The 24167-nt window shown below is 50.5% G+C and carries 20 protein-coding genes and 1 pseudogene; 12 read left to right on the forward strand and 9 right to left on the reverse strand.

Annotation, left to right across the window (positions count from 1 at the left end; all coding sequences use genetic code 11):
* A partial coding sequence (gene tnpA / locus ACJHYR_RS22180; protein WP_410233150.1) for an IS200/IS605 family transposase occupies positions 1 to 213 on the reverse strand: 213 nt, incomplete at its 3' end.
* A gap of 7 nt (positions 214 to 220) precedes the next feature.
* Between tnpA and ACJHYR_RS22185 the strand changes: the two genes are divergently transcribed.
* On the forward strand, positions 221 to 1417 hold the full coding sequence (locus ACJHYR_RS22185) for an RNA-guided endonuclease InsQ/TnpB family protein (protein ID WP_001309930.1): 1197 nt from the start codon (positions 221 to 223) through the stop codon (positions 1415 to 1417).
* Between the two features lie 55 nt (positions 1418 to 1472).
* Positions 1473 to 1580 (forward strand): annotated as a pseudogene (locus ACJHYR_RS22190) (TetR/AcrR family transcriptional regulator); the annotation flags it as partial.
* Here the strand turns inward: ACJHYR_RS22190 and ytfB are convergent.
* Entirely contained in the window at positions 1564 to 2202 is a 639-nt protein-coding gene (gene ytfB / locus ACJHYR_RS22195) for a cell division protein YtfB (RefSeq protein ID WP_059327934.1), read from the reverse strand. The pseudogene ACJHYR_RS22190 and the gene ytfB sit on opposite strands and share 17 nt — an antisense overlap.
* A 217-nt stretch (positions 2203 to 2419) precedes the next feature.
* Between ytfB and fklB the strand changes: the two genes are divergently transcribed.
* From fklB to ACJHYR_RS22215, 4 genes are all read left to right on the forward strand, one after another.
* Positions 2420 to 3040 (forward strand): FKBP-type peptidyl-prolyl cis-trans isomerase, encoded by a 621-nt coding sequence (gene fklB, locus ACJHYR_RS22200; protein ID WP_000211225.1) that lies wholly within the window; start codon positions 2420 to 2422, stop codon positions 3038 to 3040.
* Positions 3041 to 3348: 308 nt separating this feature from the next.
* Entirely contained in the window at positions 3349 to 4752 is a 1404-nt protein-coding gene (gene cycA / locus ACJHYR_RS22205) for a D-serine/D-alanine/glycine transporter (protein WP_059327935.1), read from the forward strand.
* A 133-nt stretch (positions 4753 to 4885) separates the two neighbouring features.
* Positions 4886 to 6049 carry a DKNYY domain-containing protein gene (locus tag ACJHYR_RS22210; RefSeq protein ID WP_000240846.1) on the forward strand — a complete coding sequence of 388 codons (1164 nt, stop codon included), beginning with the start codon at positions 4886 to 4888 and terminating at the stop codon, positions 6047 to 6049.
* Between the two features lie 33 nt (positions 6050 to 6082).
* Positions 6083 to 7567, forward strand: coding sequence for a hypothetical protein (locus ACJHYR_RS22215; protein WP_000936773.1), 1485 nt, complete (start codon positions 6083 to 6085; stop codon positions 7565 to 7567).
* Between the two features lie 44 nt (positions 7568 to 7611).
* Here ACJHYR_RS22215 and ytfE read toward each other — a convergent pair whose 3' ends face one another.
* From ytfE to qorB, 3 genes are all read right to left on the reverse strand, one after another.
* On the reverse strand, positions 7612 to 8274 hold the full coding sequence (ytfE, locus tag ACJHYR_RS22220) for an iron-sulfur cluster repair protein YtfE (protein ID WP_000331457.1): 663 nt from the start codon (positions 8272 to 8274) through the stop codon (positions 7612 to 7614).
* A 107-nt stretch (positions 8275 to 8381) separates the two neighbouring features.
* A complete protein-coding gene (locus tag ACJHYR_RS22225) occupies positions 8382 to 9347 on the reverse strand; it encodes a DMT family transporter (protein WP_001305661.1) in 966 nt (321 codons plus the stop codon).
* Positions 9348 to 9455: 108 nt separating this feature from the next.
* Positions 9456 to 10316 (reverse strand): NAD(P)H:quinone oxidoreductase, encoded by an 861-nt coding sequence (qorB, locus tag ACJHYR_RS22230; protein WP_000560581.1) that lies wholly within the window; start codon positions 10314 to 10316, stop codon positions 9456 to 9458.
* Between the two features lie 87 nt (positions 10317 to 10403).
* On the opposite strand from qorB, the gene ACJHYR_RS22235 reads away from it, so the two are divergent.
* Positions 10404 to 10784, forward strand: coding sequence for a winged helix-turn-helix transcriptional regulator (locus ACJHYR_RS22235; protein ID WP_000084622.1), 381 nt, complete (start codon positions 10404 to 10406; stop codon positions 10782 to 10784).
* Positions 10785 to 10912: 128 nt separating this feature from the next.
* Here the strand turns inward: ACJHYR_RS22235 and cpdB are convergent, their stop codons facing one another.
* Positions 10913 to 12856, reverse strand: a complete 1944-nt coding sequence (gene cpdB / locus ACJHYR_RS22240; RefSeq protein ID WP_059327936.1) for a 2',3'-cyclic-nucleotide 2'-phosphodiesterase — start codon at positions 12854 to 12856, stop codon at positions 10913 to 10915.
* A 189-nt stretch (positions 12857 to 13045) separates the two neighbouring features.
* Between cpdB and cysQ the strand changes: the two genes are divergently transcribed.
* Positions 13046 to 13786: a 3'(2'),5'-bisphosphate nucleotidase CysQ gene (cysQ, locus tag ACJHYR_RS22245; RefSeq protein WP_000886909.1), complete on the forward strand. Its 741-nt coding sequence runs from the start codon at positions 13046 to 13048 to the stop codon at positions 13784 to 13786.
* A gap of 211 nt (positions 13787 to 13997) precedes the next feature.
* Positions 13998 to 14909: a hypothetical protein gene (locus ACJHYR_RS22250; protein ID WP_000937647.1), complete on the forward strand. Its 912-nt coding sequence runs from the start codon at positions 13998 to 14000 to the stop codon at positions 14907 to 14909.
* 89 nt (positions 14910 to 14998) lie between these two features.
* Here the strand turns inward: ACJHYR_RS22250 and ACJHYR_RS22255 are convergent, their stop codons facing one another.
* Positions 14999 to 15553: a YtfJ family protein gene (locus ACJHYR_RS22255; RefSeq protein WP_000175285.1), complete on the reverse strand. Its 555-nt coding sequence runs from the start codon at positions 15551 to 15553 to the stop codon at positions 14999 to 15001.
* Between the two features lie 324 nt (positions 15554 to 15877).
* Between ACJHYR_RS22255 and ACJHYR_RS22260 the strand changes: the two genes are divergently transcribed.
* On the forward strand, positions 15878 to 16084 hold the full coding sequence (locus ACJHYR_RS22260; protein ID WP_000689228.1) for a DUF1107 domain-containing protein: 207 nt from the start codon (positions 15878 to 15880) through the stop codon (positions 16082 to 16084).
* Positions 16085 to 16145: 61 nt separating this feature from the next.
* Here the strand turns inward: ACJHYR_RS22260 and ACJHYR_RS22265 are convergent, their stop codons facing one another.
* Together ACJHYR_RS22265 and msrA are read right to left on the reverse strand one after the other, a co-directional pair.
* On the reverse strand, positions 16146 to 17489 hold the full coding sequence (locus tag ACJHYR_RS22265) for a hemolysin family protein (RefSeq protein ID WP_000935042.1): 1344 nt from the start codon (positions 17487 to 17489) through the stop codon (positions 16146 to 16148).
* A gap of 322 nt (positions 17490 to 17811) precedes the next feature.
* On the reverse strand, positions 17812 to 18450 hold the full coding sequence (msrA, locus tag ACJHYR_RS22270) for a peptide-methionine (S)-S-oxide reductase MsrA (protein ID WP_072837562.1): 639 nt from the start codon (positions 18448 to 18450) through the stop codon (positions 17812 to 17814).
* A gap of 205 nt (positions 18451 to 18655) precedes the next feature.
* Between msrA and tamA the strand changes: the two genes are divergently transcribed.
* The gene (gene tamA / locus ACJHYR_RS22275; protein WP_001269292.1) at positions 18656 to 20389 is read left to right on the forward strand and encodes an autotransporter assembly complex protein TamA; all 1734 of its coding nucleotides are present in this window, start codon (positions 18656 to 18658) and stop codon (positions 20387 to 20389) included.
* The gene (gene tamB, locus ACJHYR_RS22280; protein ID WP_059327937.1) at positions 20386 to 24165 is read left to right on the forward strand and encodes an autotransporter assembly complex protein TamB; all 3780 of its coding nucleotides are present in this window, start codon (positions 20386 to 20388) and stop codon (positions 24163 to 24165) included. Before tamA ends, tamB begins: the two co-directional genes overlap by 4 nt.
* Positions 24166 to 24167: the final 2 nt, after the last annotated feature.

A 24167-nucleotide genomic window follows, 5' to 3' on the forward strand; every position in this document is an offset into this window, starting at 1 on the left:
ATGGACGTGATCTGGTTCGCCATCCATTTCAACCAGTTCAGCTTCAAAATCAGCACATACATTTGAAAAGTAAGTGCGTAGTTTTTCTGTCGCGTCATGGTCAAAAATCTGACGTCGGTATTTGGTGACAAAGACCTGGTGAACATGCATCAGGAAAACACAATGCCTTCCACGCCGGATATCGGTTTCTTTTCTCACAGACCAAAGTATCATTTGGCCTGTGAAACGACTACAGGCATTTAAATTCCAGTTAAGACCCGGTGGTCAACAGGAGCGTGAAATGAGGCGCTTCGCAGGCGCATGTCGTTTCGTTTTCAATCGTGCTCTGGCACGTCAGAATGAGAATCATGAGGCCGGTAATAAATACATCCCTTACGGGAAAATGGCTTCCTGGCTGGTTGAGTGGAAAAACGCCACTGAAACGCAATGGCTTAAAGATTCGCCCTCACAGCCATTGCAACAGTCACTGAAAGACCTTGAGCGGGCTTACAAAAACTTCTTCCAGAAGCGGGCTGCTTTTCCCCGATTCAAAAAGCGGGGACAGAATGATGCATTCCGCTACCCGCAGGGCGTTAAGCTCGATCAGGAAAACAGCCGTATTTTTCTGCCGAAACTTGGCTGGATGCGCTACCGGAATAGCCGTCAGGTCACGGGTGTTGTGAAAAATGTCACTGTCAGCCAGTCCTGCGGTAAGTGGTACATCAGTATTCAGACTGAAAATGAAGTATCAACTCCGGTTCACCCTTCAGCATCAATGGTCGGGCTGGATGCTGGCGTGGCTAAACTCGCCACGCTGTCAGATGGCACAGTCTTTGAGCCTGTAAACAGTTTTCAGAAAAACCAGAAGAAGCTGGCGAGACTTCAGCGACAGTTAAGCCGCAAGGTCAAATTCAGCAATAACTGGCAGAAGCAGAAACGCAAAATACAGCGACTGCATTCCTGTATCGCAAATATCCGCAGGGACTACCTTCACAAAGTCACAACGACCGTCAGCAAAAACCACGCAATGATAGTCATTGAGGATTTGAAGGTCAGCAACATGTCAAAGTCAGCAGCGGGTACGGTCAGCCAGCCGGGGCGCAATGTCCGGGCAAAATCAGGTTTAAACCGTTCGATACTGGATCAGGGCTGGTATGAAATGCGCCGCCAGCTTGAGTACAAGCAGCTCTGGCGTGGCGGTCAGGTGCTTGCTGTTCCGCCAGCGTACACAAGCCAGCGTTGCGCGTGCTGTGGTCATACAGCGAAAGAAAATCGCCTGTCACAAAGTAAATTCAGATGCCAGGCATGTGGATATACAGCGAACGCCGATGTAAATGGCGCTCGTAACATTTTAGCGGCGGGGCACGCCGTTCTTGCCTGTGGAGAGATGGTGCAGTCAGGCCGCTCGTTGAAGCAGGAACCCCCCGAAATGATTTAGGCGACAGCCTGAACGTAGCAGGGATCCACGTCCTTCAGGGCGTGGAGGATGTCAACATATCAGTATGGTTTCACCTCAGGCACTGGAAGCCAGACGTAAGGTCATCAAAGAGACGCTCCTTAGCTGGCTTCTGGTTGACCCTTCATCTACCGCGCGCGAATAAAACTGCCATCCGGCTGACGGGTAAACAGGACCTGTTGATTATTCCCCGTATCAATGGTTAAGCCCGTCACCACGCCGCTGGCGTTCTGGCGGATTTTCACCATCTGCCCGTTTTGCAAATTACTCAGCGGCTTATCCGCGCCTTCTACCTGCGCCATTGCATAGACATCGGTAGCGGGCAGTCCGTGGTCGCGGAACAGCTGCGCCATCGTTTTACCGGGTTCGACACGGTAAGAGCGCCATTGATTATCAATTCCGCTATCTGGCTGGAATGGTTGCGTTTGGGTAGTTTGCGGCTGCTCTTCTGGCTGGCCTTCCTGTATAGGTTCTGGAGCGACCGGAGCCACCTGATCAGGATCATTTTGTGGGGTGACTAATTGCGCCCGCAGCTGTTCTTCTGTCGGCGGTTGTGATTGCGACTGAATATCTAACTGCGCTTCACGCGTCACCACCGGCGCGTTGGGCGTATCATCAGATGGAAGCAGAAATCCGACCACCAATACAATGGCGGCAATAATGATCCCCCGACGATGCATCGGCGGCAGCGGGTCCATGAAGCGAAAATTGTCCGGCGCGTGCCAGACTTTCTCCAGGGTTGGTTTTAGTTCAAAGCGCCCGGGCATGGTTTCCTCCTGCTCCGCGTCTTGTTCCTCAATCATAGCCTATGAATAAGCTAACGCTATGATGTCCGTGGTAAACCCGCCTTTATTATATTCATACGGGATATTGCTATTGTTTCTTTTTCCCCGGGATTTGTCATCATTCCCGCGACAAAGTTTTACCCAAAGAAGTGTGGCTGATATGCTGCCCGCTACTTTATACCCTAAGAAAGGAAATACGATGACCACCCCAACTTTTGACACCATCGAAGCGCAAGCAAGCTACGGCATTGGTTTGCAGGTAGGGCAACAACTGAGTGAATCTGGCCTGGAAGGGCTGCTGCCAGAAGCACTGGTTGCAGGCATTGCTGATGCGCTGGAAGGCAAACATCCGGCTGTTCCGGTTGATGTGGTGCACCGCGCGCTGCGTGAAATCCACGAACGCGCCGATGCCGTTCGTCGTCAGCGTTTCCAGGCGATGGCTGCTGAAGGTGTGAAATACCTGGAAGAAAACGCCAAAAAAGAAGGTGTGAATAGCACCGAATCTGGCCTGCAATTCCGCGTGATCAACCAGGGTGAAGGCGCAATTCCGGCACGTACCGACCGCGTTCGTGTTCATTACACCGGTAAACTGATCGACGGCACCGTGTTTGACAGCTCCGTTGCTCGTGGTGAACCCGCTGAATTCCCGGTTAATGGCGTGATCCCTGGCTGGATTGAAGCACTGACTCTGATGCCGGTAGGTTCTAAATGGGAACTGACTATCCCGCAGGAACTGGCATATGGCGAGCGCGGCGCAGGCGCATCCATCCCTCCGTTCAGCACCCTGGTGTTTGAAGTCGAACTGCTGGAAATCCTCTAAGCAGCGCATTCTGTTCCCCTCGAGCCAGAGGGGAGCAGGCATTCAGCAATAAACCCTTCAGTTTGCCAAACGGCGCTATTTTGTGTTGCAAAGACCGCGTAAGCGTGTATTTTTGTGAGCTGTTTCGCGTTATCACCGTGATATGACACTCACTTTAAACATAAAATTAACATTAGATCTAAATCTTAGTATTCATCCCGCGTATTGTTACCTAATATCGATGAGTCCCGATACAGATTCGTCGTATCATAGACTGACTAAAGGCCGTAGAGCCTGAACAACACAGACAGGTACAGGAAGAAAAAAACATGGTAGATCAGGTAAAAGTCGTTGCCGATGATCAGGCTCCGGCTGAACAGTCGCTACGGCGCAATCTCACAAACCGACATATTCAGCTTATTGCCATTGGCGGTGCCATTGGTACGGGGTTGTTTATGGGGTCCGGCAAAACGATTAGCCTTGCCGGGCCGTCGATCATTTTCGTTTATATGATCATCGGTTTTATGCTCTTTTTCGTGATGCGGGCAATGGGGGAATTGCTGCTTTCGAATCTGGAATACAAATCTTTTAGTGACTTCGCTTCCGATTTACTCGGGCCGTGGGCAGGATATTTCACCGGCTGGACTTACTGGTTCTGCTGGGTTGTAACCGGTATGGCAGACGTGGTGGCGATCACGGCTTATGCTCAGTTCTGGTTCCCCGAGCTCTCCGACTGGGTCGCCTCGCTGGCGGTGATAGTGCTGCTGCTGACGCTCAACCTCGCCACCGTGAAAATGTTCGGTGAGATGGAGTTCTGGTTTGCGATGATCAAAATCGTCGCCATTGTGTCGCTGATTGTCGTCGGCCTGGTCATGGTGGCGATGCACTTTCAGTCACCGACCGGTGTGGAAGCGTCATTCGCGCATTTGTGGAATGATGGCGGCTGGTTCCCGAAAGGTTTAAGTGGCTTCTTTGCCGGATTCCAGATAGCGGTTTTCGCTTTCGTAGGGATTGAGCTGGTAGGTACAACAGCTGCGGAAACCAAAGATCCAGAGAAATCACTGCCACGCGCGATTAACTCCATTCCGATCCGTATCATTATGTTCTATGTCTTCGCGCTGATTGTTATTATGTCCGTGACGCCGTGGAGTTCGGTAGTCCCGGAGAAAAGCCCGTTCGTTGAGCTGTTTGTGTTGGTAGGTTTGCCTGCGGCTGCCAGCGTGATCAACTTTGTGGTGCTGACCTCTGCCGCTTCTTCCGCTAACAGCGGCGTCTTCTCTACCAGTCGTATGCTGTTTGGTCTGGCGCAGGAAGGTGTGGCACCGAAAGCGTTCGCTAAACTCTCTAAGCGCGCAGTACCCGCGAAAGGGCTGACCTTCTCTTGTATCTGTCTGCTCGGCGGCGTGGTGATGTTGTATGTGAATCCCAGCGTGATTGGCGCGTTCACGATGATCACGACCGTTTCCGCGATTCTGTTTATGTTCGTCTGGACGATTATCCTTTGCTCGTACCTGGTGTATCGCAAACAGCGTCCGCACTTGCATGAGAAATCAATCTACAAGATGCCGCTCGGCAAGCTGATGTGCTGGGTATGTATGGCATTCTTTGTGTTCGTGGTCGTGCTGCTGACACTGGAAGATGATACCCGCCAGGCGCTGCTGGTTACCCCGCTGTGGTTTATCGCTCTGGGGCTGGGCTGGTTGTTTATTGGTAAAAAACGCATGGCGAAGTAATGCTGCGTTTATAGCTCTGAAAGGCACCTGCGGGTGCCTTTGTCTTTATATATTCTTAAAAATATCTACCATCATAGACAGCCCTCAGGCGCGAGCTTACCGTGAATCTTTGCCACTCGTTGCAGAGTTCACTATGGTTAAGCGCAGTTGGTTATTAATCGCCGCATTACCTCTCTCCATTTCACCTTCCTGGGGCGCGGATTTTTATTACCGCCAGCATGAAAAAGGCACGGTTTACGTTGCCGAACAGAAGGGAAAAGAAGATGAGATCCTCTCCGAATTACCAGACGTTAATTTTTCCCGCCTCTGGCGCATTGCCAATTTAGCCAATAAACAAGAAACCCGGCTGCTCTCCGATTTTAATCCCGATAAGTTCGACTGTGATGACGAGGGGGATTGCCAGCATACCTGGCTCACCGATGGACGTTCTGTCCTTTGGGCAGGCAAAGTCCTGAAAAATCCATCCGGTGAACCTAATGTCGATGCCGCCAGTTTTAAGGCATTCGGCGCTTTCGCTGCTGATAAACGCAGTATCTATTTTGACGGCCAGCGTACCGATGATAATAGCGGTGATAAGCAGGTGGATATGTCAACGCTTGAAGAGACGGACATCTGGAATTTACTGCGTGATAAAAATAGTCTTTGGCATAAGGGGCACTGGTTGGGCAGCGCTGACGGGTTTCAAATCCTGCGGCATGATTCATCCCTGCAATTTGTTGTAATGACAAATTCGCAGGTGATTGTTAATGGCAAGCCGCTGCCCGCCGATCGCAAAACCTTTCAGATAATCCGCTGGATGCCTGGCGAACGGTTAGTTTATCGCGATAAAAGCGGCGAGCATGACTATACGTTGGAAGATATTGGTCACAGTTGTGCGTTATTTAATATCGGTTTGAAGAATGTGTCCAGGCTCAAACAAGAAGCGACGCCTGCGGGCAGTGATTGTGTTTATGAAACGCTTAAAGGAGTTGATCCGGAATATTTTACCTTACTTACCGGGTCGGTAGGCTATTACAAAGATCAATTCTATAAGGTTAAAACCAATGCATTAGGTGAAGGTGAACTGATAACACCCAAGCCAGAGGATGTTTTTGAATTATTAGATAGGGAAAGCATGGTAACTGGCTACATGTATATCACTACAGACGGGCAACTCTACAGTCACGAACTTAGTGGATTAACCACAATCGACGGAAAACACTACGAGCAAACTGAATGGCTGCGTTACAACCCCATTTCAGCAGAATGGTCTACGGTGAAGCAACCCCCGAGCGGTCTGAAACCCTTATTTAAATAACCTCTTACACGCTAACAGCTTCAGGATGATGCTATGTTGCCAATTAAACCCGTTTGTCTCGCACTGGCTTTATTTTCAACCGCTTCGATAGCCTGCTCCGGCGTGCCTTATGCTGCGTTTTACTACCAGCCGTGGGGGCAAGGCACAAAATATATCGTTGAAGATAGTGACGGTTACGGTATCGATTTTCCGGATATTCATTTGCCGCAGGTAAAGTTCAAACAACTTCGCCGCGTACCCAACGGCACTGATGGTGAATACGATTCACCTGATGATATCAATAATGATTTTGTGCGGGTGGCTCCCTTCTCTGGCTATCGGTCAAATGGCGGCTGGCGTTTCGACTGGTTAACCGATGGCCGCCATATTTTATGGGCAGGGAAAATAGTCCAGAACCCGCCGGGAACACCGAAAGTTGATGTTGCAACATTCCGCGCGTGGGGGCGTTTTGCCGCCGATAAAGATAGTCTCTATTTTGATGGTGAACGCACGGATGATAATCGCGACGAAAAGCAGGTCGATATGGATTCGTTGCAACAAGTCGGCGGTTCAGGTGATTCCGCGGATGTGCTGAAAGATCGTCACAATATTTACTTTCAGGGGCACTGGTTGGGCAGTGCGCAAGGGTATTCTATTCTTGGCGTTAAATCCTGGGACCGACGAATTATTTTATTTTCCCCCAATAGCTGCCAAAGCAAAAGTAATCCGGGACCCTGGGATACAATCTGGCGGACTAAATCACAGGTCTTTGTGAATGGAGATGCCATCAACGCCGATCCGGATACCTTTCATATTGTGCGCTGGATAGCCGGTTCACTGCTAATTTATCGCGATAAAGACGGGGAGAAACGTTATGCGTTCGGTAAAAATTGTCGGAGTACGTTTGACCTGCAGCGGGATAAAGTAACATGGTTGACGCGTGATGCTTCCAGGCGTGCTAATGACTGCCGGGTTGCGACTATTCCTGATGTTGATCCGGAATATTTTCGCCCGCTGACGGAGAATGTGGCGCAATATAAAGATTCGCTCTATCTGGTGAAGTATGTTTCTGCGGTCGAAAAAACGCTGTCGGTCATTCATTTACCAGACCCGCAACAAGAATTACAGGAAGGTGTTAATATTGTAGGGGATAAAGTTTATTTCATTGCGAGCGATGATGTGACTATTTTTGATATTAATGGGCAATGGCAGTGGTATAAAAGCCCCGATGGCACACCATTAAATTATTTAGCACATGACGATCGCTATACGTATTTTATTGATGAAGACACGGTTGAGCATTTTGAACTGAAAGGCCAATGGACGTGGTTTAAATACGCCAATGGTCAATTATCAGATACCTTTGCTCATGATGACCACTATATTTATTACGTAGGCGATGGACTGGTACGTGATGCGAAGCGGCGTAATGAGACTCGACAACTCGATGCGGCGCATCTTGATAAAAACGGCAGTTTGCTTACCGTTGAAGGTGAGTACACCAGTTACAACAATGAATTATTTCCACTGAATGACTGAATAATCAACGATCCTGCCCATGTCAGGATCGTTGATCGAACAAATCACTCACCCGCCAGCGCGCGTGGGAACAGCACATTATTTTCCAGGCTGATGTGCTCCATCAGGTCATCAATCAGTTCATTAATGCCGTTATACATCGCTTTCCAGGTGGTGCAGGCTTCTGGCGGCGGTGTGACGTTATTGGTAGTGTGTTTGATTACTTCCAGCAGTTCACCCGCTTCATCGTGCTCGCTTTCCATTACGCTGATTGGCCCCATTGCCTGGCTGCCCATGCCTTGTTTGATCATCGGGAAGAGGATCTGCTCTTCTTTCATCATGTGGCTGGAAAGCTCTTCATGCAGCATAGTCAGGTATTTTGTCAGCCCTTTTGGCACGCTCGGTTTGTCGGCGTGAACGCGTTCGACTTTAGTCGCTTGCAGGATCAGCTCCGGCAGTTGCTCGCGGTGACGATCGTGGTAGCGCACGATGATATGGTCGATGATTTCTGCCAGCGGGGCGCTACGCCAGTCTTTCTCAATCGGTTGTTCAGCAAGCTTTGCCAGCTCAGCTTCAATGACCTCAACATCCAGTTCTTTACGTGCCGCCGCACGCGCCAGCGTTTGCTTACCGCCGCAGCAGTAATCCATATCATATTTACGAAACAGAGCCGAAGCGCGAGGGATAGAGAGCGCCAGTTCACCTAAAGGTTGGTCGCGATAAGCCATAGCTGATACCTCATTCTTAATAAGATAAGATGTATTTTAAATGCATCTTTAAGGTGAATGCTATAACCCTTACGTAGCAGAGGCTTATTTAACTCACTGCCAGCGTGTCAACTTTCAGAGACAGGTTCAATTAAGGGTTTTTCCGGTTTTGCTCTGACCGCAATGACCACGCCAACCACTAACAGCGCGATACCGCTTAGCGTCATTAGCGGCGGCATTTGCTGGCGGAGTAAAAAGGTGTACAGCAAACCTGCCAGCGTTTCGAAAACAATCAGCGGCCCGAGAATCACGGTCGGTAATCGCTGGCTGGCGACGTTCCAGCAGAGTGCACCGACCCATGAGCAAAGCACGGCTATCGCAATCATCAGACTAATAAATAAAAGCGGACGGGGGCCAAAGGGTAGGGAGAAGTCCGGCGTTTGCGTATTCAGCCAGTAACAGGCGACGAGATAGCCGATGAGAGAAACCGGCAGCGTGACCAGCGCCTGCGCCGTTGCCCACATCATCGGATGTTTGTCGGGATTTTCCCGCAGCCAGCGGGCGTTGCGCAGGGCATACCATGCCCAGCAGACCACGGAAACTAACGCCAGCACGATGCCAGAGGTATAACGTGCCCAGTCAAAATCGGGGAGTCCGTGGTTTAACTCAGCAATATTCACACACGCCAGGCCGATGCCAATACAAACCAGTGCCGGGGCGAGTTTTCCCCACGCGAGTTTGCCGTCGCGCTGGCTATAAAGCAGATTGGCAAAAACGGGAATCACCACCGGCAGGGTGCCGATAATCATCGTGGAAACAGGCGCACCAGTACGTTGAATGGCACTGGCAAGGCAGAAGTAATAGATGAGGTTGCCCATCATAGTGAGCATCAAGGCGGTAAGCCAGTCGCGACGCGCCAACTGACGCAGACGCACGCGTCCCAGCCAGGCAATGGGCAGCGCAATTAACCCTAACGCCAGATAACGCCCCATCGACTGCAACATCGCCGGGTATTCCGGTACGATCAACGGCCCGACAAAAATAAGCCCCCACATCAACCCTGCTAACAGGGCGTACAGCACGCCGCTAATCATTACTGGCATCCATTGATCTGTCAGAAGAAACGTTCAGGAAGCAGATATGATTGCTCCCGGCATCCCGTCATTATCAGAGAGGATGCGGGAGGATGCCACTTTAATTAACTAGTTATTAACATTAAAAAGATGGCTTACGCTTTCGGCTAACGTTGTCGTTGGGCGGCCAATCAATTTGCTAAGCGTTTTGCTGTTATCAAACAGACCACCTTTCGATGCGCCAACGTCAGAATCCGCCAGCATATCCGCCAGTCCGTCAGGCAGTCCGACGCTTTTCAGTGCCGCGGCGAAATCAGCTTCACTCAGATTTTGATAGGTAACCTGTTTGCCGCTCTGTTTGGTCAGCTCTGCCGCTAACTGTGTCAACGTCCAGGCACTATCGCCCGCCAGTTCGTAAACCTTGCCTTCGTGACCGGCTTCGCTAATCACGCGTGCCGCAGCTGCCGCATAATCTGCCCGCGTTGCTGAGGCGATTTTGCCATCGCCCGCCGCACCGATAAATACGCCGTGTTCCAGTGCTGCCGGGGCGCTGGCGAGGTAGTTTTCGCTGTACCAGCCGTTGCGCAGCAGGGTGTAAACGATGCCAGAATCAGCCAACATTTTCTCCGTCTCAATGTGCTCATCGGCGAGGCCGAGCGGAGATTTATCCGCGTGAAGCAGACTGGTATAAGCGATAAATTTCACACCAGCCGCCTTTGCGGCATTAATAACATTACGATGCTGCGGGGCACGTTGACCCACTTCGCTGGAAGAGATCAGCAGTAGTTTTTCCACTCCCTGAAGTGCAGATGTCAGTGCGGCTTCATCGCCGTAGTCAGCCTGACGCACGGTAATGCCTTGTGCTGTCAGTGCCTGGGCTTTTGCCGGATTACGAACGATAGCCACTATTTGGCTGGCAGGAACCGTTTTCATCAAGGATTCAATAACATAGTGACCAAGTTGGCCAGTGGCACCAGTAATTGCGATCATAGGAAGTCTCCATCGTTTGTCTTGTGTTTAAATACGCTAACACCTAAACTTACTTTTAGTAAGTACGTACAAAAAGGTAAGTATGAGATGAGTCAGGTTAGCCTGTCGCAACAACTGAAAGAGGGAAATCTCTTCGCTGAACAGTGTCCGTCGCGCGAGGTGTTGAAACACGTCACCAGCCGTTGGGGGGTGTTGATTCTGGTGGCGCTACGCGAAGGTACTCATCGCTTTAGCGACCTGCGGCGCAAAATCGGTGGGGTGAGTGAAAAGATGCTTGCGCAGTCGTTACAGGCGTTAGAACAGGATGGTTTTCTTAACCGTATCGCGTATCCGGTGGTGCCGCCGCATGTGGAATATAGCCTCACGCCGCTGGGCGAGCAGGTGAGCGAAAAGGTTGCTGCACTGGCGGACTGGATTGAGTTGAATTTGCCCGAGGTGTTAGCGGTGCGGGATGAACGTGCGGCATAACTGCCGGATGCGCTGAGCTTATCTGGTCTACGGTGCATGGCTTGTAGGGCGGATAAGATGCGCCAGCATCGCATCCGCCAATAAATGCCGGATGCGGTTGATGATTTGCAGGCCGAAAAAGAAGTGTATTACTTACTCAAATCCACCTGATAAATCGCAAACCCGATATCATCGGTCGCGACTTTATTCATCGGATATTGCCCTTTATCTTTAATAAACGCTGCGGCTTTATCTGACGGAGAGGTTTCGAAACGGATATCCAGTTTCTTATCGCCAGTTATCGGTGCTAAACGCCAGTTGTTATCCGCCGCCGGGTGAATTTCCCCCGCACGTTTCGACTCTTCAGCAATCCACGCTGCCTGCACCGAGCGGTTCTCATCCGGTGAAGCAAAAGCGATATGGCTGTCGCCCGTACCGGCAAATTTGCCGCCGTAAGCGCGATAGTTATTGGTGGCAACGAGGAACATGGCGTTCGGATCAATCGGCTTGCCGTTAAAGATCAGGTTCTTAATCCTTTCCGCATTGGCATTAATCATCTGGCACTCGCCGTCATAACGGGCGGGCTGGGTAACATCAATCTGATAATTCACACCATCAATCACATCAAAGTTATAGGTGCGGAAACCATCCCAGTTGATGAGTGACTGTGGTTTCGTGCTGTTAGGATCAATCTGGTTAAACTGTCCGGCGGAGCACTCCAGCCACTCTTTCACCTCTTTACCGCTGGCTTTCACCACAATCAGCGTATTGGGATAGAGATAAAGATCGGCGGCATTACGGAAAGTCAGCTGACCTTTTTCCACCTCCACATAGCTTGCCGGGTCATTTTTGCGACCACCAACTTTAAACGGTGCGGCAGCTGAAAGCACCGGCAGTTTTGCCAGATCCGGATCGCCCTGAATGTAATGCTCGACATACGCTTTTTGCGCGTTGTTCACCACCTGCACGGTCGGATCGTCCTGCACCAGCGCCAGATAGCTATACATATTGTCGGCAGATTTACCGATTGGCTTGCTGACGAACTGGCGTGTGGCATCGTGATCGGCTTTGAGTGTTTCTACCAGCTTGCTGTCTTCCGCCGCGAGGGATTTTTTATTAGCGATGTCGTAAATCGGTCGTGCTTCCGCTTTCGCCTGCGTCACCTGCCATTTACCGCTGTCATTACTGAGTTGTAAGTCGACCACACCAAGATGATCGCCCCACATGCCCGGCATTACCGCCGGAACACCATTCAGCGTGCCTTTGGCGATATCAGCCCCTTCGATATCAGCAAAATCTTTACCCGGGAAAACGGCGTGAGCATGACCAAACATAATGGCGTTAACACCCGGAATTTCACTGAGGTAATAAACTGAGTTTTCCGCCATCACTTTATACGGATCGGCAGACAGACCAGAATGCGCCAGAACGACAACGACATCGGCACCTTTCTCGCGCATTTCAGGCACGTATTTGCGCACGGTTTCGGTAATATCATTCACCGTCACTTTCCCGGATAAATTAGCTTTATCCCAGCCCATGATTTGTGGCGGGACGACGCCAATATAGCCAATCTTCAGCGTCTGTTTTTTTCCGTCTTTATCGACCACTTCGGTGCCTTTAATTAAATACGGTGTAAACATTGGCTGTTTGGTTCTGGCGTCAATGACGTTGGCATTTACATAAGGGAATTTCGCTCCCGCCAGCGCATTTTTCAGGTAATCCAGACCGTAGTTAAACTCGTGGTTGCCAAGCGTGCCGACGGTATAGTCCAGCGTATTTAATGCCTTATAGACCGGGTGAATATCACCTGCTTTTAAACCTTTCGCCGACATGTAATCTGCAAGCGGACTCCCCTGAATCAAATCGCCGTTATCGACCAGTACGCTGTTTTTCACTTCATTGCGGGCATCGTTAATCAGGCTTGCGGTACGTACCAGTCCGAATTTTTCCGTGGCGGTGTCTTTGTAATAATCGAAATCCATCATGTTGCTATGCAGATCAGTGGTTTCCATGATACGCAGATCGACCGTCGCTGCATTCACACTGGCGGCAATCAGCGTGGCCAGGAGCGTTGCGCTAAACTTAATCATCAGGGACATCCTTTTATCATCGGGAATACGAAAGAAAAGGGAGAATAAACGTCTTACTTATAGAACAGTGAAGAATGCCACAATTTTACGCTTTGAAAATGATGACACTATCACAGTTGGCGCATTCATTAACGATAGGGTATAAGTAAAACAATAAGTTAACACCGCTCACAGAGACGAGGTGGAGAAATGTTAGATCAAGTATGCCAGCTTGCACGGAATGCAGGCGATGCCATTATGCAGGTCTACGACGGGACGAAACCGATGGACGTCGTCAGCAAAGCGGACAATTCTCCGGTAACGGCAGCGGATATTGCCGCACACACCGTTATCATGGACGGTTTACGTACGCTGACACCGGATATTCCGGTCCTTTCTGAAGAAGATCCTCCCGGTTGGGAAGTCCGTCAGCACTGGCAGCGTTACTGGCTGGTAGATCCGCTGGATGGTACTAAAGAGTTTATTAAACGTAATGGCGAATTTACCGTTAACATTGCGCTCATCGACCACGGCAAACCGATTTTAGGTGTGGTGTATGCGCCGGTAATGAACGTAATGTACAGCGCGGCAGAAGGCAAAGCGTGGAAAGAAGAGTGCGGCGTGCGCAAGCAGATTCAGGTCCGTGATGCGCGCCCGCCGCTGGTGGTTATCAGCCGTTCCCATGCAGATGCGGAGCTGAAAGAGTATCTGCAACAGCTTGGCGAACATCAGACCACGTCCATCGGCTCTTCGCTGAAATTCTGCCTGGTGGCGGAAGGGCAGGCGCAGCTGTACCCGCGCTTCGGACCAACGAATATTTGGGACACCGCCGCTGGACATGCTGTGGCCGCAGCTGCCGGAGCGCACGTTCACGACTGGCAGGGTAAACCGCTGGATTACACTCCGCGCGAGTCGTTCCTGAATCCGGGGTTCAGAGTGTCTATTTACTAAATTCAGATGGCAGAAACAGTGTATTTCCTGATTCTGCCATCCTGATTTCTCCCAACCTAAAAAGTTATAAATAAAAAGAGATTGTATTTAAAGTGCAAAAATTCAATTGCTAATAAGTTATATTTTAATAATGAGCGTTTTTTGATAGTTTATTTCTATAATGAGATATTTAATGGCGATATAAAATAACCAAATAAAATAAGGTAGCCATATGTTACCCAGGATCAGACACAATAATTTTATTGGTGCGGTGGAGTTATTCGTAAAATCATCGCATACAAAAACACATTCAAACAATTTTTTTAACAATATCCAGCATGCATTTAATAAAAAAGATTGGATTTCAAATTATGATAGCCTGTTAACTTTGAGGGAGTTCTTTCGTTGCGCAACTCAGATTGATAAAAATAGTTATCAGATACTTTCATCAAAAAATGAAACTGTTAACGCCATGGATAAGTTTCTTATCAGTTTCAGCCTTAAAGATAACGGTGCCGAATATATAATGACATTGCGAGGCAGTGGATTTGAATACGAAGAAATTCCCATAACAATAAATGAGTATAACTCATTCATGGATTTCAAAAACCGCGAGTTTCCGTTAGAACAAAACAGAAGATTGTATGCCTGGGATATTCTGCAGAAAAAACAGTCTGACATACCGGAAAGGATTAAAGGTTATATTCGCCAGGCGTTTGGTGACGTGTCTTTAGGTTATGCTGTATTGGATGATATAGTAAGTAAATTAAAACGGGGTAAATTTGACCTCCAAATACCAGGAGGTGGAATTAAAGAATGCGATGGATGGTATATTTACGAAAAAATAATTGATGATAATTTTGCCATAGTCATAGAATCTTTGGGCTTTGCGCTTAAAATCTATGGAGGGGATGAACGTTTTCGTAAGGGTTCCTCTGTTGTTTTGGAGGATGAAGATTACTCTCTTATTTATAATTTTCTGGTTAATGCAGGTTGCCAACAAGTCGAATTAGCCGAACAAGTGGATGCGATAGTAAGTGCGAATCTGGCCGCAGATAGTGATATTACCGAAGAAAAGATTTGCGAGAAATATAAATCGACCATTGAGGCGTTTAAAAAAAAGCAACTAGCGTTACCAGTATGAGTTCGGCGTAAGAACTCAGAGGCTTAATTCCCCTATCCCATAGATAACGATAGGGGAAAATTATTTTTGCAGAATTTATGTTATTGCCATTATTTGAGCAACTTTTGCAGCAGGCCCATCACTTGCTGTACCTCTTCCGGTGTGAGCGCCCCGTCTTTGGCCCATTGCACGCGACCGTCTTTATCCAGCACCACTACAGCGGAACTTTCTTCATCCAGCTGCCAGGCACCGCGCGCGACGCCATTGCTATCGACAATAAACTGCGACCAGGGATAAAGCTTTTTATTACTCTCCAGACTGCTGCGCACAAACATCCCTGAACCCGGAATCGCGTCGTCGGTGTTAACAATGGTGGTGGTCTGGTAACGATCGTGCGGTAACTTCGCTGATTTAATCGCTTCAATCAGCGTCGCGTTTTTCTCTTTTGCAGAGGTGCGACCAGCAATATGTTGCAGTACCCGCACTTTTCCCACTAACTGCGCGCTGTTCCAGGTTTTGTAGCTAAACTGATCTTTATCAAGCACCAACTCGCCCCGATCGGTAATGCCAATCGGCGGCACTCGCTGACCGGTTTCGAACTGATGTGCGGAAGCCATCATCGGCAACAGCAGGCAGGTGAGTGCCAGAATCTTGCGTAGGGTCATGGTGTTTCCTTCTTATGATATGCAGGTGATCCGACCACTTGGGTCTGAGTTTTAATCATATGTGCTATTTATCGAATTTCCCGCAAGTGTGATGCCAGTTTGCGGTCAAGCGCACAAATCATATGAAAAATGAATGCTTATACTGAAGACCGCGCTTCGGTAAAAAGATAATTCTGAATAATTGTAACCTTTAGGTAAAAAAAGTTATACGCGGTGGAAACATTGCCCGGATAGTCTATAGTCACTAAGCATTAAAATTTGCGCCTCATAATAGTTGGGCCGATTGTGGCACCGCACAGGCGTAATACTCAGCAGGAGATAACAATGAAAATTTTCCAACGGTACAACCCACTTCAGGTGGCGAAGTACGTAAAGATCCTGTTCCGTGGACGGTTATACATCAAGGACGTTGGCGCTTTTGAATTTGATAAGGGTAAGATTCTTATCCCAAAAGTGAAGGATAAGCTGCATTTGTCAGTGATGTCCGAAGTTAACCGTCAGGTTATGCGTCTGCAAACAGAGATGGCTTAACCAAAGTGCTATGCAGTAATAAGACGGCTCCTGATTCAGGAGCCGTTGATGTTTCTGGGGGTTACGCGACGCTTTCTTCTTTATCTTTAGCATCAGGCAATTTTGGCGAAAGGGCGGTGGCCTTGCTGTCGATTCGGGTCACCAGCAGCTGGTCGATGCGGTAGTTATCGATATCCACCACTTCAAATTTGTAGCCGGCGAATTTCACCGAATCGGTGCGTTTCGGGATCTTACGCAGCATAAACATCATAAAGCCGCCGATGGTTTCGTAGTTGCCCGACTGCGGGAACTCGTCAATATCCAGCACGCGCATGACGTCGTCAATCGGAGTGCCGCCGTCAATCAGCCATGAGTTCTCATCACGGGCGACAATCTGCTCTTCCAGCCCCTGACCGACCAGATCGCCCATCAGCGTGGTCATCACGTCGTTGAGGGTGATGATCCCCACTACCAGCGCGTACTCGTTCATGATCACCGCGAAGTCTTCACCTGCGGTTTTAAAACTTTCCAACGCCTCTGAAAGGGTTAACGTATCCGGCACAATCAGCGTGTTGCGAATTTGTACGCCGCTGTTCAGTGCCAGGCTTTGGTTAGCCAGCACGCGGTTCAGCAGGTCTTTAGAATCGACATAGCCGATGATGTGGTCAATATCTTCATTACAGACGAGGAACTTAGAGTGCGGATGTTCCGCCACCTTATTCTTCAGACTTTGCTCATCTTCGTGGAGATCAAACCAAATCACGTTTTCACGCGGTGTCATTGACGACGGAACGGTACGGGATTCCAGCTCAAAGACGTTTTCAATCAGCTCGTGTTCCTGTTTACGTAACACGCCCGCCAGCGCACCGGCTTCCACTACCGCGTAGATGTCATCAGAAGTGATGTCATCTTTACGTACCATTGGCAGTTTGAAAATACGGAAGATCATGTTCGCCAGGCCGTTGAAGAACCACACCAGCGGGGTGCAAACGTACAGGCAGAAGCGCATCGGGTTGATGATACGCAAAGCCACTGCTTCTGGCGCAATCATACCGATGCGTTTCGGGGTTAAATCCGCAAACAGGATAAACATGCCAGTCACTAACGAGAAAGAGAGAATAAAGCTCAGTTGCTCAGAGAGTTCTGCCGACATATAGCGGGAGAACAGGCTGTGAAAAGCTGGAGAAAATGCCGCATCACCGACGATACCGCCGAGAATCGCCACTGCGTTCAGACCGATTTGGACCACGGTAAAGAACATGCCGGGATTTTCCTGCATATTCAGAACGCGTTGGGCATTTATATTGCCTTCATCTGCCAGCAGTTTAAGTTTGATTTTGCGTGAAGCGGCAAGCGAGATCTCGGACATCGAGAAGAACGCACTTACAGCGATCAAGCAGAGTATGACTAAAATACTGTTTAACATATCTTATCCGACCTTTCAGGCCAGATCCTCGGAAGGGGAAGTTGATTAATTTGTGTGAAATACACATTGAAAGCCGATTCGAAGAAAGTGAACCGGCATTTTCAGTGGCTAGTATAGCGTAAGGTACTGTAAAGCCGCCAGAGGGTTAAAATTCAGACTGCTGATAAATGAAAAACTGGCTGATGCGCTATGCCGATCAGGCCTACGCAGTCCCCACAATATATTGATTTTGGACGATTTTGTAGGCCTGGCAAGGCGTTTACGCCGCATCCGGCATAGACAAATAGCACTTTATCAACAATCTACATTTGTACCCGTAACGCTATGCTTCCGGCGGCAGACAGACGCCAATTCCGCCAATTCCACAGTAACCATACGGGTTTTTATGCAGATATTGCTGGTGGTCATCTTCGGCATAATAAAACGGTGTGGCGTTCGCGATTTCCGTGGTGATGCGACGATCGTCATCGGCGGCAAGCATCGCCGCCTGAAAACGTTCCAGACTGGCGCGAGCTGCGGCATCCTGTTCTGGGGTCAGCGGATAAATCGCTGAACGATACTGCGTGCCGTGGTCATTGCCCTGACGCATTCCCTGGGCGGGATCGTGATTCTCCCAAAATACCTGTAGCAACTGCTCATAGCTGATGACGGAAGGATCGTAAACAATGCGTACCGCTTCGGCATGACCCGTATCACCGGAGCACACTTCCCGATAAGTCGGATTTGGCGTATAGCCGCCGGTATAGCCTGCGGCGGTGCTGTAAACGCCGGGTAACTGCCAGAACAGTCGCTCCACACCCCAGAAACAACCCATCGCAAAAATGGCAATCTCCATTCCGTCAGGTACATTGGTCATTGAGTGACTGTTGACCGCATGCAGCGTGGCTACGGGCATCGGGGTGTTACGTCCAGGCAGGGCATCGGCGGGGGAAACCAGATGCTTTTTATCAAATAAACTCATGGTGTCGCTCTCCCGAAAATCGGTCATTGGGGTTAAGGTTGTAACAAGAGGCGTATTTGCACACAATAACCGCTGTGAATAGGTCTAAAGTAAAACATAAGAAATATTTGGGGTTTAGTCTGCTTTTTAATCCATATTACTGGATTTTTGTTAAGCCGTTTAACGGCGTTCCAGGGGCAGGAAAAAAGGATATTCAGGAGAAAATGTGCGCTATATCCGACAGTTATGCTGTGTAAGCTTACTCTGCTTAAGCGGAGCTGCCGTCGCCGCGAACGTCCGTCTACAGGTCGAGGGGTTATCGGGACAGCTGGAAAAGAACGTTCGTGCGCAGCTTTCTACGATTGAAAGTGATGAAGTGACGCCAGACCGTCGCTTTCGCGCACGCGTCGATGATGCCATCCGCGAAGGTCTGAAAGCGCTGGGTTATTACCAGCCGACCATTGAATTTGATCTCCGTCCACCGCCAAAGAAAGGGCGGCAGGTATTGATCGCCAAAGTCACGCCAGGTGTGCCGGTGTTAATTGGCGGCACCGATGTGGTATTGCGCGGCGGCGCGCGGACCGATAAAGACTATTTGAAATTGCTCGATACTCGCCCGGCTATTGGTACGGTACTGAACCAGGGCGATTATGAAAATTTCAAAAAGTCCTTAACCAGCATTGCGTTGCGTAAAGGTTATTTCGATAGCGAATTTACCAAAGCGCAGCTGGGCATTGCGCTCGGCCTGCATAAAGCCTTCTGGGATATTGATTATAACAGTGGCGAACGTTACCGCTTTGGGCATGTGACCTTTGAAGGATCACAAATCCGCGATGAATACCTGCAAAATCTGGTGCCGTTTAAAGAAGGCGATGAGTACGAATCGAAAGATCTGGCAGAACTGAACCGTCGACTTTCTGCTACCGGCTGGTTTAACTCGGTGGTGGTGGCTCCACAATTTGATAAAGCGCGCGAAACGAAAGTATTACCATTGACGGGCGTGGTTTCGCCGCGCACAGAAAACACCATCGAAACCGGGGTCGGTTACTCTACGGACGTGGGACCGCGCGTGAAAGCGACGTGGAAAAAGCCGTGGATGAACTCTTATGGTCACAGTCTGACCACCAGTACCAGTATTTCCGCGCCGGAACAGACCCTCGACTTCAGCTATAAAATGCCACTGCTGAAGAATCCACTGGAACAATATTATCTGGTGCAGGGCGGTTTTAAGCGCACTGACCTGAACGATACCGAGTCTGACTCCACTACGCTGGTGGCTTCTCGCTACTGGGATCTCTCCAGCGGCTGGCAGCGTGCCATTAACCTGCGCTGGAGTCTCGACCACTTTACCCAGGGTGAAATTACCAACACCACGATGCTGTTTTATCCTGGGGTGATGATTAGCCGCACGCGTTCTCGCGGTGGCCTGATGCCAACCTGGGGCGACTCGCAACGCTACTCTATCGACTACTCCAACACGGCCTGGGGCTCAGATGTCGATTTCTCCGTTTTCCAGGCGCAGAACGTCTGGATCCGCACACTGTACGATCGCCATCGTTTTGTTACACGCGGCACGCTGGGCTGGATTGAAACCGGTGATTTCGACAAAGTACCGCCGGATCTGCGTTTCTTCGCCGGGGGCGATCGCAGTATTCGCGGCTACAAATACAAATCAATCGCTCCGAAATACGCCAACGGTGACCTGAAAGGGGCCTCGAAGTTGATAACCGGATCGCTGGAGTACCAGTACAACGTGACCGGAAAATGGTGGGGCGCGGTGTTTGTCGATAGCGGCGAAGCGGTAAGCGATATTCGCCGCAGCGACTTTAAAACCGGTACCGGGGTCGGCGTGCGCTGGGAATCGCCGGTCGGGCCAATCAAACTCGATTTTGCCGTACCGGTCGCGGATAAAGACGAACACGGGTTACAGTTTTACATCGGTCTGGGGCCAGAATTATGAGTTTATGGAAAAAAATCAGCCTCGGCGTGGTTATCGTTATCTTACTGTTGCTGGGATCGGTGGCGTTTCTGGTGGGCACCACCAGCGGCCTGCATCTGGTATTTAAAGCGGCGGATCGCTGGGTGCCAGGACTGGATATTGGCAAGGTTACCGGCGGTTGGCGCGATCTCACCTTGTCTGACGTTCGTTATGAGCAGCCAGGCGTGGCGGTAAAAGCGGGCAATCTGCATCTGGCGGTCGGGCTTGAGTGCCTGTGGAACAGTAGCGTTTGTATTAATGACCTGGCGCTGAAAGACATTCAGGTCAACATCGACAGTAAAAAAATGCCTCCTTCTGAACAGGTTGAAGAAGAGGAAGATAGCGGCCCGCTGGATCTCTCCACGCCGTATCCCATCACCCTGACACGGGTGGCGCTGGATAACGTCAACATCAAGATTGATGACACCACGGTATCGGTGATGGACTTCACCTCCGGCCTGAACTGGCAGGAGAAAACCCTGACCCTGAAACCGACGTCGCTGAAAGGCCTGTTGATTGCTTTGCCGAAAGTGGCAGAAGTGGCGCAGGAAGAAGTGGTCGAACCGAAGATTGAAAATCCGCAGCCGGATGAAAAACCGCTCGGCGAAACGCTGAAAGATCTCTTTTCTCGCCCGGTATTGCCGGAAATGACCGACGTGCATCTGCCGCTCAACCTGAACATTGAAGAGTTTAAGGGCGAGCAACTGCGCGTGACGGGCGACACAGACATCACCGTGCGCACCATGCTGCTGAAAGTGAGCAGCATCGACGGCAATACCAAACTGGACGCGCTGGATATCGACTCCAACCAGGGGATTGTCAACGCCAGCGGCACGGCGCAGCTGTCAGACAACTGGCCGGTGGATATCACCCTCAACAGCACACTGAACGTGGAGCCGTTGAAAGGTGAAAAGGTGAAGCTGAAAGTGGGCGGCGCGCTGCGCGAACAGCTGGAGATAGGCGTTAACCTTTCTGGTCCGGTGGATATGGATTTACGCGCCCAGACGCGACTGGCGGAAGCCGGATTGCCGCTCAACGTGGAAGTGAACAGCAAACAGCTTTACTGGCCGTTCACTGGAGAGAAGCAGTATCAGGCGGATGATCTGAAACTGAAACTTACCGGCAAAATGACCGATTACACGCTCTCTATGCGCACGGCAGTGAAGGGACAGGAGATCCCGCCAGCCACCATTACCCTTGATGCCAAAGGTAATGAACAGCAGGTCAATCTCGACAAACTCACCGTCGCGGCGCTGGAAGGGAAAACTGAACTCAAAGCGTTGCTCGACTGGCAGCAGGCCATTAGTTGGCGCGGTGAGCTAACGCTTAACGGCATTAACACCGCCAAAGAGTTCCCGGAGTGGCCGTCGAAACTCAATGGCTTGATTAAAACCCGCGGTAGCCTGTACGGCGGCACCTGGCAGATGGAGGTGCCAGAACTGAAGCTGACCGGTAACGTCAAACAGAACAAAGTGAACGTTGACGGCACGCTGAAAGGCAACAGTTATATGCAGTGGAAGATCCCAGGGCTGCATCTGGAACTGGGGCCAAACAGTGCCGAAGTGAAAGGCGAGCTGGGGGTAAAAGATCTCAATCTTGATGCCACCATCAACGCGCCGGGGCTGGATAACGCGCTGCCGGGGCTTGGCGGTACAGCGAAAGGGCTGGTGAAAGTACGCGGCACGGTGGAAGCGCCACAACTACTGGCGGATATCACCGCGCGCGGCCTGCGCTGGCAGGAACTTTCCGTGGCGCAGGTTCGCGTGGAAGGCGATATCAAATCCACCGATCAGATTGCGGGTAAACTTGACGTACGCGTTGAGCAAATCTCGCAGCCCGATGTGAGTATCAACCTCGTCACCCTGAATGCCAAAGGCAGCGAAAAACAGCACGAGTTACAGTTGCGGATTCAGGGCGAGCCGGTTTCCGGGCAGCTTAATCTGGCAGGAAGTTTTGATCGCAAAGAAGAACGCTGGAAGGGAACTCTTAGCAATACCCGCTTCCAGACGCCGGTCGGCCCGTGGTCGCTGACCCGCGATATTGCGCTGGATTACCGCAATAAGGAGCAAAAAATCAGCATCGGGCCACACTGTTGGCTTAACCCGAATGCGGAACTGTGCGTGCCGCAAACCATTGATGCCGGGGCTGAAGGGCGTGCGGTGGTGAATCTCAACCGCTTCGACCTCGCCATGCTGAAACCGTTTATGCCAGAAACCACTCAGGCCAGCGGTATCTTCACGGGTAAAGCGGACGTTGCCTGGGACACCACGAAAGAGGGGCTGCCGCAGGGCAGTATCACCCTTTCGGGGCGTAACGTGCAGGTAACGCAAACCGTCAACGACGCGGCGCTGCCCGTGGCGTTTCAGACACTGAATCTGACGGCGGAATTGCGTAACAACCGTGCCGAATTGGGCTGGACCATCCGCCTGACCAATAACGGCCAGTTTGATGGACAGGTGCAGGTGACCGATCCGCAAGGCCGCCGTAATCTTGGTGGCAACGTCAATATCCGTAACTTCAACCTTGCGATGATAAACCCCATCTTTACCCGTGGGGAAAAAGCAGCGGGGATGGTGAGTGCCAACTTACGTCTGGGTGGTGATGTGCAAAGCCCGCAGTTGTTTGGTCAGCTTCAGGTTACGGGTGTGGATATCGACGGCAACTTTATGCCGTTTGATATGCAACCGAGCCAGCTTGCGGTCAACTTTAACGGTATGCGCTCGACGCTTGCCGGTACCGTGCGGACCCAGCAGGGTGAGATCTACCTGAACGGCGACGCCGACTGGAGCCAGATTGAAAACTGGCGGGCGCGGGTAACAGCGAAGGGCAGTAAAGTGCGGATCACCGTGCCGCCGATGGTACGAATGGATGTATCGCCAGATGTTGTATTCGAGGCTACACCAAACCTGTTTACCCTCGATGGTCGCGTGGATGTCCCGTGGGCGCGCATCGTGGTGCACGATCTGCCGGAAAGTGCGGTGGGCGTCTCCAGCGATGTGGTGATGCTTAACGATAACCTGCAACCGGAAGAGGCAAAAACGGCGTCGATTCCCATTAACAGCAACCTGATTGTCCACGTCGGCAACAATGTGCGCATTGACGCCTTTGGCCTGAAAGCGCGGCTGACGGGCGATCTTAACGTCGTACAGGATAAACAAGGGCTGGGCCTGAACGGGCAGATCAACATCCCTGAAGGGCGTTTCCATGCCTATGGTCAGGATCTGATTGTGCGTAAGGGTGAGTTACTGTTCTCTGGTCCGCCGGATCAACCGTATCTTAATATCGAAGCTATTCGTAACCCGGATGCTACAGAAGACGACGTAATCGCCGGAGTTCGCGTCACTGGTCTGGCGGACGAACCGAAAGCGGAGATCTTCTCTGACCCGGCCATGTCGCAACAAGCTGCATTGTCTTATTTGCTACGTGGACAAGGGCTGGAGAGCGATCAGAGCGACAGTGCGGCGATGACCTCAATGCTGATTGGTCTGGGGGTTGCACAAAGTGGTCAGATTGTGGGTAAAATCGGCGAGACGTTTGGCGTAAGCAATTTAGCGCTCGACACCCAGGGAGTAGGCGACTCCTCCCAGGTGGTGGTCAGCGGCTATGTATTGCCAGGTCTACAAGTGAAATACGGCGTGGGTATATTTGACTCTATAGCAACACTCACGTTACGTTATCGCCTGATGCCTAAGCTATATCTGGAAGCCGTGTCTGGTGTAGACCAGGCACTGGATTTGCTCTATCAGTTCGAGTTTTAGCA

The organism is Escherichia sp. WS1450, assembly GCF_046487395.1.
Lineage (GTDB): Bacteria > Pseudomonadota > Gammaproteobacteria > Enterobacterales > Enterobacteriaceae > Escherichia > Escherichia coli.

Bases quoted from the DNA above. Each gene is read 5' to 3' on its own strand.
- ytfB (WP_059327934.1), bottom strand. From the start codon at position 2,202: ATGCCCGGGCGCTTTGAACTAAAACCAACCCTGGAGAAAGTCTGGCAC.
- fklB (WP_000211225.1), top strand. From the start codon at position 2,420: ATGACCACCCCAACTTTTGACACCATCGAAGCGCAAGCAAGCTACGGC.
- cycA (WP_059327935.1), top strand. From the start codon at position 3,349: ATGGTAGATCAGGTAAAAGTCGTTGCCGATGATCAGGCTCCGGCTGAA.
- ACJHYR_RS22210 (WP_000240846.1), top strand. From the start codon at position 4,886: ATGGTTAAGCGCAGTTGGTTATTAATCGCCGCATTACCTCTCTCCATT.
- ACJHYR_RS22215 (WP_000936773.1), top strand. From the start codon at position 6,083: ATGTTGCCAATTAAACCCGTTTGTCTCGCACTGGCTTTATTTTCAACC.
- ytfE (WP_000331457.1), bottom strand. From the start codon at position 8,274: ATGGCTTATCGCGACCAACCTTTAGGTGAACTGGCGCTCTCTATCCCT.
- ACJHYR_RS22225 (WP_001305661.1), bottom strand. From the start codon at position 9,347: ATGATTAGCGGCGTGCTGTACGCCCTGTTAGCAGGGTTGATGTGGGGG.
- qorB (WP_000560581.1), bottom strand. From the start codon at position 10,316: ATGATCGCAATTACTGGTGCCACTGGCCAACTTGGTCACTATGTTATT.
- ACJHYR_RS22235 (WP_000084622.1), top strand. From the start codon at position 10,404: ATGAGTCAGGTTAGCCTGTCGCAACAACTGAAAGAGGGAAATCTCTTC.
- cpdB (WP_059327936.1), bottom strand. From the start codon at position 12,856: ATGATTAAGTTTAGCGCAACGCTCCTGGCCACGCTGATTGCCGCCAGT.
- cysQ (WP_000886909.1), top strand. From the start codon at position 13,046: ATGTTAGATCAAGTATGCCAGCTTGCACGGAATGCAGGCGATGCCATT.
- ACJHYR_RS22250 (WP_000937647.1), top strand. From the start codon at position 13,998: ATGTTACCCAGGATCAGACACAATAATTTTATTGGTGCGGTGGAGTTA.
- ACJHYR_RS22255 (WP_000175285.1), bottom strand. From the start codon at position 15,553: ATGACCCTACGCAAGATTCTGGCACTCACCTGCCTGCTGTTGCCGATG.
- ACJHYR_RS22260 (WP_000689228.1), top strand. From the start codon at position 15,878: ATGAAAATTTTCCAACGGTACAACCCACTTCAGGTGGCGAAGTACGTA.
- ACJHYR_RS22265 (WP_000935042.1), bottom strand. From the start codon at position 17,489: ATGTTAAACAGTATTTTAGTCATACTCTGCTTGATCGCTGTAAGTGCG.
- msrA (WP_072837562.1), bottom strand. From the start codon at position 18,450: ATGAGTTTATTTGATAAAAAGCATCTGGTTTCCCCCGCCGATGCCCTG.
- tamB (WP_059327937.1), top strand. From the start codon at position 20,386: ATGAGTTTATGGAAAAAAATCAGCCTCGGCGTGGTTATCGTTATCTTA.